Annotated in this window: 2 protein-coding genes; one reads left to right on the top strand and one right to left on the bottom strand. The window is 68.0% G+C overall.

Annotated features, from left to right (window positions below):
* The first annotated feature begins 1 nt into the window (after nucleotide 1).
* Entirely contained in the window at nucleotides 2-760 is a 759-nt protein-coding gene (gene dsbG, locus PSEEN_RS08445) for a thiol:disulfide interchange protein DsbG (RefSeq protein ID WP_011533066.1), read from the top strand.
* Nucleotides 761-842: 82 nt separating this feature from the next.
* Here the strand turns inward: dsbG and PSEEN_RS08440 are convergent, their stop codons facing one another.
* Nucleotides 843-13,790 carry a non-ribosomal peptide synthetase gene (locus PSEEN_RS08440; RefSeq protein ID WP_011533065.1) on the bottom strand — a complete coding sequence of 4,316 codons (12,948 nt, stop codon included), beginning with the start codon at nucleotides 13,788-13,790 and terminating at the stop codon, nucleotides 843-845.
* Nucleotides 13,791-13,846 lie beyond the last annotated feature (56 nt).

The following is a 13,846-nucleotide window of genomic DNA, read 5'->3' as shown; positions in this document are numbered from 1 at the left end:
CATGCGATTGAATGCGCTGCTGCCCCTGACCCTCGCCCTGCTCGCCGCCCCCGTGCTGCAAGCAGAAGAGCTGCCCAAGCCGATCCAGCAACTGCAGGCCAAGGGCGCCGTGATCAAGGGCAGCTTCGACGCCCCCAATGGCCTGCGCGGCTATGCCGCCGAGTACCACAACAACGGTATTGCCTTGTACCTGACGTCCGACGGCAAGCATGTGCTGGTGGGCAGCCTGTTCGACGAGCAGGGCAAGGACCTCAGCGCCGAGCCACTGGAGAAGCTGGTGTACGCGCCCATGAGCAAGGCGGTCTGGGCGAAGATGGAAAAGGCCGCCTGGATCCAGGACGGCAAGGTCGATGCGCCGCGTATCGTCTACCTGTTCAGCGACCCCAACTGCCCGTACTGCAACATGTTCTGGGAGCAGGCGCGGCCGTGGGTGGAGTCGGGCAAGGTGCAATTGCGCCACATCATGGTCGGCATCATCCGCGAGGACAGCCCGGGCAAGTCCGCCGCCCTGCTGGCCGCCAAGGACCCGGCCAAGGCGTTGCAAACCCACGAGAAGGCTGGCAAGGCCAGTACGCTCAAGGCGTTGGAGAGCGTGCCTGAGACCGTGCAGAAGAAGCTCGAAGGCAACCAGGCACTGATGGAAGAGTTGGGGTTGGCGGCGACGCCGGCGATCTTCTATCAGGATGAGAAAGGCCAGTTGCAGAGCCAGCAAGGGGCGCCGCGACCGGAGATGCTGGGCAAGATTCTCGGCAAGCGCTGAGCCTGTTCCGGCCCTTTCGCCGGCAAAGCCGGCTCCTACAGGAATCGCATCCCCTGTAGGAGCCGGCTTGCCGGCGAACCCGTCAGAGCGCCTCGAGCTCCGCCATCAGGTCACTCAACCGATCGACCTTGTCATCGTCCAGCGCGCTGCCCTGCAGCCCCTGCACATACGCAGCCAACTCCTCCACCGTGCTGCACTCGAACATCGCCCGCAGGGGTACGTTCAACTGCAACGCCTTCTGCACCCGCGAGGCGATCTGCGTGGCCAGCAGCGAATGCCCGCCCAGCTCGAAGAAGTTGTCACGCACCCCCACCCGCTCGGCCTTGAGCACATCGGCCCAGATGCCGGCGAGGGTCTCCTCCAGCTCGTTGCGCGGCGCCAGGTAATCCTGGCTGTGCTGGCCACCGATGTCGATGGCCGGCAGCGCCTTGCGGTCGAGCTTGCCGTTGGCGTTGTGCGGCAGGCTGTCGAACCAGCCCCAGTGCAGCGGCACCATGTATTCCGGCAGCTCGGCACGCAGGCGTTGCTTGAACTGGTCGAGCAGCGCGGCATCGGCCTCGACGCCCTGGTGCGCCACCAGGTAGCCGACCAGATGCTTGCCGTTGGCGCCTTCCTGCACGCCCACGGCCGCATCGCGCAGCTCCTGCTGCTCGTGCAGGCGCGCCTCGATCTCGCCCAGTTCGATGCGGTAGCCGCGGATCTTCACCTGATGGTCGATCCGGCCGACGTACTCCAACACGCCATCCGCGCGGCGGCGAGCGAGGTCGCCGGTGCGGTACAGACGCTCACCCGGTGCGCCATAAGGATGCGGGATGAAGGCCTGCGCCGTGCGTACCGGATCGCCGACATAACCACGGCCTACGCCAGTGCCAGCAACGCAAAGCTCACCCACCGCACCCAGCGGCACCAGGGTCTGGTCCTCGCCCAGCAGGTAAAGGCGGTTGTTGTCGGTCGGCGTGCCGATCGGCAGGTAGCTGCCCTGGGTCGACTCGAGGTCCACGCGGAAGAACGCCACGTCGTCCGAGCACTCCGCCGGGCCATAGGCGTTGACCAGGCCGATGGCCGGATAACGCTGCAGCCATTGCGCGGCAAGCTCCGGCGGCATCGCCTCGCCGGTCGGCAGCATCCAGCGCAGGCCGTCGAGGGCCTGGTGGTCGTTGGCCAGCATGCCCTGGATCAGCGACGGCACGCTTTCCAGCACGGTGATGCCGGTGGCCTGCACATGGGCCAGCAAGCCCTGTGGATCATGGGCGATGGCGTTCGGCACGATCTCTACCCTGGCCCCGAACAGCGGCGCGGCGAGGAACTGCCACACCGAGATATCGAAGCTCTGCGAGGCGGTCTGGGCGATCACGTCCTGCTCGTCCAGCGCCAGGTACGGCACCTTGCTCAGCTGGTTGTTGAGCATGCCGCGCTGCTCGACCATCACGCCCTTGGGCAAGCCGGTGGAGCCTGAGGTGTAGATCACGTAGGCGAGGTTGTCCGGCCCGCTGTGAATGCCTGGGTTGTGGCTGGCGACGTTGCTCGCCTGCACCTCTTCCCACACCAGCAACTTGGGCCGCACGGCCCCCGCCACTTCATCGAGCAGCACACGCGCCTGTTCGGCGCAGGCGGCGCTGCACACCAGTACCGGTGTGCGGCTCAGCTCGACGATGCGTTGCAGGCGCGCCGACGGCAGGCCCGGGTCCAACGGCAGGTAACCGGCGCCAGCCTTGAAGCTGCCGACGATCATCCCCAGCAATGCCAGGCCCCGCTCGGCCAGCAGCGCCACCGGCTGGTCGACGGCCACACCCGCCGCCATCAGGGCGTGGCCCAGGCGGTTGGCTGCCAGGTTCAACCCTGCATAGTCGAACGCGGCGTCCAGGCAGCGGGCGACGGTGCGTTGCGGATGGGCGGCGACCCGCGCCTCGAACAGTTCGACGTAGCTCTGCTCAAGCTCATAGGCATGCTCAGTACGGTTGCAATCATCAAGCAGGAAACGCTGCTCTTCGGCCCCCAGCAGCGGCAGCTCGCCCACCTCCCCATCGAAGCCTTCGACCAGCGCCAGCAGCAGGCGCTTGAACTCGGCCAGCAGGCGCTCTACGGTCGGGTAATCGAAGTAACGCTGGTCGAACGACAGGTGCAGGCCCAGGTCGTCGCCCGGGTAGCACACCGCGGTCAGCGGGAAGTTGGTGTGGGTGCGGCCCGAGTCGGAGCTGGCGTTCAGGTGCTGGGCGTGGTCGAGCACGGCGGTTTCCACCGGGGCGTTCTCGAACACGAACAGGCTGTCGAACAGCGGCTGGCCCTTGGGCAGCTCGCTGCACTCCTGGATAGCCACCAGCGGCAGGTACTCGTACTCGCGCAATTGCATGTTGCGGTCCAGCAGGCCTTGCAGCCACTGGCGCACGCTGGCGCGCTCGCCCGGCTGCGGCAACTGCACGCGCAGGGCGATGCTGTTGATGAACAGGCCGACCGTGCGCTGCATCTGCGGCAGGCTTACCGGGCGCCCGGCCACGGTGACGCCAAACACCACGTCGCGTTCGCCGCTGTAGCGTGCCAGGGTCAGGGCCCAGGCCGCCTGGGCGAAGGTGTTGACGGTCAGTTGGTGGGCCTGGGCCAGCTCACGCAAGCGGGCACCCTCGGCGACGTCGAGGCGGGTGTAGCAGTCGCCGACCACCATGCCGTCGCCGGCATGGTCATGGCGCAGCGGCCGGTCGCTGGGGATCGCCGTGGCGCGTTCGAAGCCGGCCAGGTTGTCCTGCCACCACTGGCGTGCTTCGGCCAGGTCCTGGCGCTGCAACCAGCCAATGTAGTCGCGGTAGCGCGGCGGCACCGGCAGTTGCGCCTGGCGGCCTTCGCCGAGCGCCTGGTAAAGCTCGAAGAAGTCGTTCATCAGCAGCGAACGGCACCAGGCATCGATGAGGATGTGGTGGTTGCTCATCATGAACCAGTAGCGTGCCTCATCCACCCGCACCAGGCGCAGGTGGAACGGCGCCTCGCGCAGCAGCTCGAAGCCGGCCTCGCGCTCCTGCTTGTGCAGGGCTTGCAGGCGCGCCTCCTGGGTGGCCTCGTCAAGACCGCGCCAATCCTGGTAGTCCACCGGCGTGTGGCCCGGCTTGTGGATGATCTGCAGCATCGCTTCGCCGGCATTCCAGCTGAACGAGGCGCGCAGGGCTTCATGGCGCGCCACCACCGCCTGCCAGGCCTGGGCGAAGCGCTCCGGGTCCAGGGCGCTGTTGATGCGGTAGCGGTCCTGCATGTAGTACAGGCCGGTGCCCGGCTCCAGCAGGGTGTGCAGCAGCAGGCCTTCCTGCATCGGCGTCAGCGGGTAGACATCCTCGATCTCGGTAGCAGGCACCGGCAGCGTGTCGATCTGCTCCTGGGTCAGTTGTGCCAGCGGGAAGTCGGACGGCGTGAAGCTGCCGTTGCCATCCGCCAGGCAGTGGGCGACCACGGCCAGCAGTTCCTGGCGATACGCCTCGGCCAACTGGGCGATGGTCGCCTCGTCGTAGCGCTCGGCGCTGAAGCTCCAGCGCAGTTGCAGGGCGCCGCCGTACACCTGGCCATCGACGCTGAGCCAGTTGGGCAGCGGCGCATCCAGGTCATGGGCCAGCCCGGCCGGCGCGTCGAGCGGCTGGAACAGCGCGGCCGCGTCGAACTGCTGGTCGAACTGGCCGAGGTAGTTGAAGGTGATGCGCGCCTGAGGCAGCGCGGCCATGCGCTCACGGTCGGCGTCATCGGCCAGGTAGCGCAGCACGCCATAGCCCTGCCCTTTGTGCGGCACCTGGCGCAGTTGCTCCTTGATGCGCTTGATCGATGCCGCGCGAGCCACCTCGTCCTCGCCCACGGCGGGGCTCAGGCTCAGCGGGTAGGCGTTGGTGAACCAGCCGACGCTGCGGGTCAGGTCCATGTCCTCGAACAAGCCGTCACGGCCGTGGCCTTCCAGCTGCACCAGCACCTGCTCGTCGCCACTCCAGCGGCACAGGGTGCGGGCCAGGGCGGTCAGCAACAGGTCGTTGACCTGGGTGTGATAGGCCGCCGGGGCCTGTTGCAGCAACTGACGGGTCTGCTCCACATCCAGTTCGATGGCCACGCTGCGGGCATGGCGATTCAGGCTCTCGCCTTGCGGGTGATCGCACGGTAGTTCATGGCGGGCGCTGCCCAACTGGCCTTCCCACCAACCCAGCTCATCGCGCAGTGAGTCACTGCCGGCATAGCTGGCCAGGCGTTCGGCCCAGTCGCCCATGGCGTGGGTCTTGGCCGCAAGGGTTTCGCCGCGATACAGCGCCTGCAGGTCTTCCAGCAGCACACGCCAGGACACACCGTCGACCACCAGGTGGTGAATCGCCAGCAACAGGCGTTGTGCGCCCTGCCCGTCGGTCACCAGCAGCGCGCGCAGCAGCGGCCCCTGGGCCAGGTCGAGGCTGCGCTGCACATCGGTGTAGAGCGCCTGGCAGTCGTCGAGGTCGCTCACCGTGGCCGTCCACAGCAGCGGCTGGGCCGTCGGCTGGCCATAGCTGCCCTGCCAACGTCCATTGTGCTGCTCGAAGTGCAGGCGCAGGCTATCGTGATGCGCCACCAGCGCGTTCAATGCCTGCTCCAGCACCTCGGTTCGCAGGGGCTGCAGCGCCTGCAGCAGGACAGCCTGGTTCCAGTGCTGCGGCTGCGGCACCTCGCTGTCGAAGAACCAATGCTGGATGGGTGTCAGGCCAGTGCGCCCCTGGCGCTGGCCTTGCTCGATGTCGCTCGGTGCCTCACTGCGAGTGACCACGGCGGCCAGGGTCTGGATGGTCTGGTGCTGGAACAGGTCACGCGGGGTGAACTGCAATCCCAGCTGACGGGCACGGCTGACTACCTGGATCGACAGGATCGAGTCACCGCCCAGTTCGAAGAAATTGTCCTGCACACCGATGCGCGAGACGTTGAGCACTTCGCGCCAGACCTGCGCCAGCTGCGTTTCCAGTTCGTTGGCCGGGGCCTGGTAATGCTGGCGCGCCTGCTCCAGGTCCGGGGCCGGCAGCGCGCGGCGGTCGAGCTTGCCGTTGCCCATCAGCGGCAGGCGCTCGAGCAGTACCAGGTGCGCTGGCACCATGTAGTCCGGCAGGTGCAGGCGGGCCTCGGCCTTGACCGCTTCGCGCAGCACGGCCTGGGCATCCGCAGTGCCCTTGGCCTGCGGGCAGACCAGGTAACCCACCAGTTGCTTGCCACCTGGCAGGTCGAGGGCCAGGACCACGGCTTCCTCGACATCGGCATGTTCCTGCAGACGGCTTTCGATCTCGCCCAGCTCGATACGGAAGCCGCGGATCTTCACCTGCTGGTCGGCACGGCCGACGTACTCCACCAGGCCATCGGCGCGCAGGCGCACCAGGTCGCCGGTGCGGTACAGGCGGCCACCGTCATGGCTGAACGGGTCGGCGACGAAGCGCTCGGCGCTGAGCCCCGGGCGGTCGTGGTAACCCTGGGCCAGACCCGCGCCGCCTACATACAACTCACCGATGCCGCCTTGCGGCAGCAGGGCCAGGTCCTCGTCGAGGATGTAGGCGGTACGCGCGCCGATCACCCGGCCGATCGGCACGCTGCCGGCATCGGCGGGCAGCGTGTCCGGCGCCAGGCATGCCAGCGGCATGACCACGGTTTCGGTCGGGCCGTAGGCGTTGAAGAACTGTTGGGGCACGAAGGCCTGGCGAATGCGTTGCAGATGCTCGCCGGTCAGCGCCTCGCCCCCGGTGATCACCAGGCGCACCGGCAGTTGCTCGCCCTGCCCGGCCAGGTACTGGGCCAACTGGCTGCCGTAGCTCGGGGTGAAGCCAAGGATGCTCACCTGCTGCTCGCGCACCAGCTGGCAGATCTCTTCGGCACCCCACTGGCCCTGGGCCCGCAGCACCACGCGGGCACCGCACAGCAGCGGCGTCAGCAGGCGCTCGCTGGCGGCGTCGAAGTTGATCGAATAGAAGTGCAGCTCGCAGTCGTCGCTGCGCATGCCGAACTCAGCGATGACCGCCTGGCAGTGCATGGCGATCTCGCCGTGGCTGACCACCACGCCCTTGGGCTTGCCGGTGGAGCCGGAGGTGTAGATCAGGTAGGCCTGGTGCTGCGGCAGGTTGAGGTTGTCCAGCGGTGCGTCGCTGTAGGCGGCCAGGCTGGCGGCATCGTCCTCCAGGCTCCAGCGGGCGACGCCGTCGGGCAGCTCGCCCAGGGTGTCGAGCAGCGCACGCTGGCCGATCAGCAGGCCGATGCGGCTGTCTTCGATCATGTAGCGCAGGCGGTCCAGTGGGTATTCAGGGTCGAGCGGCACATAGGCGCCACCGGCCTTGAGGATCGCCAGCAGGCCGATCACCATCTCCAGCGAACGCTCCAGCGCCAGGCCTACCCGCACCTGCGGGCCGACACCGCGCTCGCGCAGGGCGCGGGCCAGGCGGTTGGCCTGCTGGTCGAGCTCGGCGTAGCTCAGGTGGGTGCCGGCGAAGGTCAGCGCCAACGCCTGCGGCGTGCGCTCGGCCTGGGCGGCGAACAGGCCGTGCAGCGTTTGGGTGAGCTCGAAGTCCTGCTCGCCCTGGAGCTGGCCGACCAGCACCTGCTGCTCGGCTTCGGCCAGCATCGGCAGCTCGCACAGGCGCTGGCGAGGATCGTCGAGCAAGGCTACCAGCAAGTGCTGCCAGTGCTCGGCCATGCGTGCGATGCGCGGCTCGTCGAACAGGTCGCGGCTGTAGGTGAAGCAGCAGCCCAGGCGGCCGTCGAGGTCGGTGACTTCCAGGTACAGGTCGAACTTGGTGGCACTGGCGTCGTTGACCAGGTAGTCCACCTGCATGCCCACCAGCTCACGGCTCTGCTGGAACGCCCAGCGCTGCACGTTGCACATCACCTGGAACAGCGGATTGTAGGCGCTCGAACGCGGCGGTTGCAGCGCTTCGACCAGTTGCTCGAACGGCAGGTCCTGGTGCGACTGGCCATCAATGATGGCAGTGCGCACCTGGTCGAGCAGCGCGCTGACGCTCATCTGCCCGTCCACCTCGCAACGCAGCACCTGGGTGTTGAGGAAGGCGCCGATCAGCCCTTCGCTTTCCGGGCGGATGCGGTTGGCCACTGGCGCGCCGATGCGCAGGTCGCGCTGGCCGCTGTAGCGGTGCAGCAGCGCAGCCAGGGTGGCGGTCATGGTCATGAACAGGGTAAGGCCGCGCTGGCTGTTGAACGCGTGCACGCGTTCGACCAGTGCCGGTGCCAGGTCGAACCGGTACAGCTCGCCACGGTGGCTCTGCACCGCCGGGCGTGGGCGGTCGGCCGGCAAGGCCAGCACGGGGTGCTCGTCGCCCAGGCGGTCTTTCCAGTAGGCCAGCTGGCGCGCACCCTCGCCGCCCTCCAGCCACTGGCGCTGCCAGACGCTGTAGTCGAGGTACTGCACCGGCAGCGGCGCCAGCGGCGACTCGCGCTCGTCGACGAAGGCCTCGTACAGCTCGCCCAGCTCGCGGGCGAAGATGTCCATGGCCCAGCCTTCGGTGACGATGTGGTGCAGGGTCAGCACGAAGTAGTGCTCGCGCTCGTCGGCCTTGACCAGGCAGGCGCGCAGCAGCGGGCCGCGTTCCAGGTCGAAGGGCTGGTGGGCCTGGTCGTCGGCCAGCTGTTGCAGGCGTTGCTGGCGAACCTCGGCGGCGTCGCTGCTGAAGTCGTGCCAATGCAGCTGCAGGTTGCTGTCGCCCGCCACGCACTGGTAAGGCTTGCCGTCGATGCTCGGGAAGGTGGTGCGCAGGGTTTCATGACGCACGATCAAGGCCTGCAGGGCCCGCTCGAAGGCGTCCACATGCAGCACGCCCTTGAACCGCGCCATGCCGCCAACGTTATAGGCGGGGCTGTCCGGCTCCATCTGCCAGAGGAACCACATGCGCTGCTGCGAGTAAGACAGCGGCACGGCCTGGCGGCGGTCCACCCGGGCGATCGCACCTTGCAGGTTGCGTTCGCCGCTGTCACGCAGGCGCGCGATCTCGGCGCAGAACGCCCCCAGCTCGCTGGCTTCGAACAGCGCCTTGAGCGGCAGCTCGACATCCAGCGCCTGGCGGGTGCGCGAAACGATCTGGGTGGCCAGCAGCGAGTGGCCGCCGAGGGCGAAGAAGTCATCCTGCAAACCGACCTGCGGCAGGTTCAGCACCTCGCGCCAGATGGCGGCGACCTGCTTTTGCAGTTCGCTTTGCGGCGCGACATGCTCGCGCTGCTGCCACACCGGCGCCGGCAGCGCCTTGCGGTCGACCTTGCCACTTGGCCCCAGGGGCATCTGCGCCAGAGGGATCAACTGGGCGGGCACCATGTACGCCGGCAGACGCTCGCCCAGGGCAGCCAGCAACCTGTCGTGTTGCGCGCCACCGCTGTAGTAGCCGACCAACTGGGCGCCAACGGCGTCCTTGTGGATCAGCACCAGGGCCTGTTCGACCCCCGGCTGGGCCAGCAGCACGGCCTGCACTTCCTCCGGCTCGACGCGGAAGCCACGTACCTTGACCTGCTGGTCGAGACGACCGAGGTAGTCCAGGGCCTCATCTTGTACATGCCAGCGGGCACGGTCGCCGCTGCGGTACAGGCGCGCACCGTCACCATCGGGCTGGGGCACGAAACGCTCGGCGGTCAGCCCGGGGCGCCCCAGGTAGCCACGGGCCAGGCCCACGCCCCCGAGGCATAGCTCACCCGGCACGCCGGGGGCGGTGAGTTCGAACTCGTCGTCCAGCACCCGGCACAGTACATTGCCCAGCGGCCGGCCGATTGGCGAGCGCTCGCCATCGCTGCCTTGGCAATGCCAATGAGTGACGTTGATCGCGGTTTCGGTCGGGCCGTAGCGGTTGTGCAACTGGACCTGCGGCAACAGTTGCAGCACGCGATCACGCAACGCCGCAGACAGCGCCTCGCCACCGGAGAACAGCCGGCGCAGGCTGGTGCAACCGGCAGCAAGCGGCTCCTGGACGAACACCTGCAACAGCGGTGGTACGAAGTGCAGCGTGGTCACCTGGTGTTGCTGGATCAACTGGGCAATACGTTGTGGATCGCGGTGTTCGCCGGGGCCGGCCAGCACCAGCCGGCAACCGGTGATCAGCGGCCAGAAGCACTCCCACACCGAGACGTCGAAGCTGATCGGCGCCTTCTGCATCAGCACGTCGCTGCCATCCAGCGCATAGGTCGCCTGCATCCAGTGCAGGCGCTCGGCCAACGCGGCGTGGGTGTTGCCGACGCCCTTGGGCTGGCCGGTTGAGCCGGAGGTGTAGATCACGTAGGCGAGGTTGTCGCCATGCAGGTGCAGGCCGGGGGCCTGGCTTGGCCAGCTGTCCAGATGTAGCTGGTCGAGGGCGATGGCGCTGACACCATCGACCTGCGGCAGGCGCTCGAGCAGGCTGCTGTGGCTGAGCAGCAGGCCGGCCTTGCAGTCGCCCAGCATGTACGCCAGGCGCTCGGCCGGGTAGTCGACATCCAGTGGCACGTAAGCGCCACCGGCCTTGAGAATGGCCAGCAGGCCAACCAGCAGTTGCGGCGAACGCTCGATGGCGATGGCCACGCAGGTGTCCGGGCCGACCCCCTTGTCGCGCAGGTAATGGGCCAGGCGGTTGGCCTGCTGGTGCAGTTCGGCATAGTCGAGCTGGCCGCCCTCCCACACCAGCGCAGTGCGTTCAGGGGTCAGGCGGGCCTGCTCGTTGAGTTGCTCGACCAGCAAGCGTGGCGCGGGCGCCATCGGCGCCTGCCCCCAGGCCAGCAGCTGCGCGCGGCCCGCCTGGTCAAGCAGGCGCACTTCACCCAGCGCCAACGCCGGCTGGGCGCAGACTTGCTCCAGCAGGGCCAGCAGGTGATTGGCCAGGCGCTTGATGGTGCTGGTATCGAACAGTTCGTCGGCGTAGTCGAAGGCCAGGGTCAGGCGGCCCTGGTGGTCCTCCTCACTGTGCAGCTGCAGGTCGAACTTGGCTTCGCGGCTGTGCCACGGCAGCTCTTCGGCGAGCAGGCCGGGCAGGCGGCGCAGGGCCGAAAGGTCGCGCTGCTGGTGGTTGAACATGACCTGGAACAGGCCCTGCTCCCGGGCTTGGGGCAAGGCTTCGACCAGTTGCTCGAACGGCAGGTCCTGGTGGGCCTGAGCCCCGAGCGTGGCCTGGCGCACCTGGGCCAGCAGCTGCTCGAACGGCAGGCGGCCGTCGAGCTCGGTACGCAGCACCTGAGTGTTGATGAAGAAGCCGACCATGCCCTGGGTTTCCAGGCGCGGGCGGTTGGCGTTGGGCACACCGACACGGATATCGCCTTGGCCGGTGTAGCGGTGCAGCAGCGCCTGCCAGCCGGCCAGCAGGACCATGAACAGGCTGGCCTGCCGGTCGCGGGCCAGGTCTTTCAGGGCACCGCCGAGCTTGGCCGGTACCTTCAGGCTCAGGCGCGCCGCGCTGTGCTTGCGTTGTTTGCCGCGTGGCTGGTCGGTGCAGAGGTCGAGCACCGGCAGTTCATCGCCCAGTGTGTCGGTCCAGTAGGCCAGTTGCCGTGCAGCCTCGCCCTCGGCCAGCCACTGGCGCTGCCAGTTGCCGTAGTCGGCGTAGCCCAGGGGCAGCTCGGCCAGGTTCATGGCCTGGCCTTGCGCGGCATACAGGCGGGCAAACTCGTCGAGCAGGATGTTCAGCGACCAGCCATCGGCGACGATGTGGTGCAGGGTCACCCACAACTGATGGCTTTCGTCGTCCAGGCGTGCCAGGGTGACCCGCAGCAGCGGGCCGACACGCAGGTCGAACGGTTGCTGCGCTTCGCGCTCGCGGCGCGCCGTCACTTCATCGGCGCCCAGCCCTTCGAGGTCGAGCCGTTGCACGGCGAACGGCAGGCTCGGCAGGATACGCTGCAGCGCCTGGCCATCGACTTCGTCGAACACGGTGCGCAGGGACTCGTGGCGTGCAACCAGGGCCTGGAAGCTCGCCTCAAGGGCGGCTTCGTCCAGCTCGCCACGCAGGTGCAAGCCGGCAGGAATGTTGTAGGCAGCCGATTGCGGCTCGAGTTGCCACATCAGCCACAGGCGGTTCTGTGCCAACGATTGCGGCAAGGCCTGGTCGCGGCCTTGCAGGGCAATGCGCCCGACACCCTCACCGCCTTCGGCGAGCATGGCCGCCACCGCCGCCGAGTATTCGGCCAGGGTCGGCGCCTCGAACAGCGTGCGCAGGCTCAGCGCCACGCCCAGTTCATCGGACAGGCGCGCAGTCACCTGGGTCGCGGCAATGGAATTGCCACCCAGCAGCAGGAAGTGATCATCCGCCGCCACCGCCTCGACCTTGAGCAGCTCGCGCCACACAGCGGCGATGCGCGCCTGCAGCTCGTCACCACCGACTTCACCGGTGGATGCCTGGGTGTGCGCCGGGAAGCGCGCGTAGCAATCCAGGCTGCCGTCGTTCATGCGCAGGCGGCAGGCCGAGCGCTGCAGCTTGCCGCTGGAGGTCTTGGGCAGTGCGCCGGGATTGAGCAGCAGCACCACCGCAGGCGCCTGGCGGCAGGCATCGGCGATGACCCGGCGCAGGGTGTTGATCAATGTCTCGGGCGGTGTCGACTTCTGCACGTTGCGGCTGATCTCCACCGCCACGCCGATGCCCTCCTCGCCCTGATCGTCGACGGCGAACACCGCGACACGCCCCTTGCGCAGCACCTCGACCTCACGCTCCAGGGTCTTTTCCAGGTCCTGCGGGTAGAGGTTCTGGCCACGGACGATGAGCATGTCCTTCAGGCGCCCGGTGACGAACACCTCGCCGTCGCGCATGAAGCCCAGGTCGCCGGTGCGCAGCCAGGTCTGGCCATCCATTTCGACGAAGGTACGGGCGCTGGCCTCGGGGTTGCGCCAGTAGCCCAGGGCAATGCTCGGGCCTCCCGCCCAGATCTCACCGACCAGGTTGTCATCCAGCACCTCCAGGTGCTGGGGCTCGACGATGCGCACCGCATGGCCCGGCTGCGGGTAGCCACAGCTCATCACTACACTGCCCTGGCCCGGCTCGGCACGGTTGGCGGCGAAGGCCTCGGCGTCCAGTTCCAGGGCACCGATGCCCTGGCCACGGCGGCTGCCACTGACAAACAGCGTCGCTTCGGCCAGGCCGTAGCTGGCGAAGAAACTGCTGGCGTCGAAGCCACAGGCGGCGAATTTCTCGGCGAAGGTGTCGAGGCTGTCCTGGCGGATCGGCTCGGAGCCTGAATAGGCCACGCGCCAGCGGCTCAGGTCGAGCCCGGCCAACGCCGCCTCGCTGACCCGTTCGCTGCACAGGCGGTAGGCGAAGTCCGGGCCGCCGCTGATGGTGCCGCCGTACTCGCTGATCGCCTGCAACCAGCGCAGCGGCCGGGCGAGGAAGTAACCCGGCGACATCAGCACGCACGGTACACCGCTGAAGATCGGCTGCAGCAGGCCGCCGATCAGGCCCATGTCGTGATACAGCGGCAGCCAGCTGACGATCACATCGTCAGGGTTCACATCGATGCCAAAACCGTGGCGGATCAGTTGTTCGTTGGCCACCAGGTTGCCATGGCTGACCTGCACGCCCTTGGGCAGCGCGGTGGAGCCGGAGGTGTACTGCAGGAAGGCGATGTCATCGTCGGCCAGCGCCGGCTCTTGCCATTCGTCGGCCAGGGACGGGAGCAAACGGTCCACCGCCAGCATGCCAGGAGCTTGGCTGCCGGTGAGCGCCTCCAAGCCCTGCAAACTGTCACACAGCGCTTCTACCGTCAGCAGCAGGCGCGGCTCGGCGTCGGCGATGATCGACAGCAGCCGCTCCTGGTGGTGCTGGCGCGAGGACTCCGGTGGGTAGGCCGGCACGGCGATGACCCCGGCATAGAGGCAGCCGAAGAACGCCGCGACATAGTCCGGCCCACTGGGGAACAGCAGCACCGCGCGGTCGCCGAAACCTGCCCTGGCCTGCAACGCGGCCGCGATGGTGCGGGCGCGTTGGTCGAGGTCCCGGTAGCTGAGCACGGCCTGCTCGCCGGGCGCATCGGCCAGGAAGCGCAAGGCGATCCGGTCCGGGGTCCGGGCGGCGCGTTGCGCCAGGGCCTGGACCAGCGAGTGCGGGAGTTCGAAGGCGTCCGTCATGGAATGTTCCTGCCAGTGTCTGGGTAAGTCGTGCCAAAGCGCTGCCCCGCCCATCA

This window comes from Pseudomonas entomophila L48 (assembly GCF_000026105.1).
Classification (GTDB): Bacteria; Pseudomonadota; Gammaproteobacteria; order Pseudomonadales; family Pseudomonadaceae; genus Aquipseudomonas; species Aquipseudomonas entomophila.
The sequence above is the reverse complement of the archived record's forward strand: the minus strand, read 5'-3'. Positions and strand labels throughout refer to the sequence as shown.

Bases quoted from the DNA above. Each gene is read 5' to 3' on its own strand.
- dsbG (WP_011533066.1), top strand. From the start codon at position 2: ATGCGATTGAATGCGCTGCTGCCCCTGACCCTCGCCCTGCTCGCCGCC.
- PSEEN_RS08440 (WP_011533065.1), bottom strand. From the start codon at position 13,790: ATGACGGACGCCTTCGAACTCCCGCACTCGCTGGTCCAGGCCCTGGCG.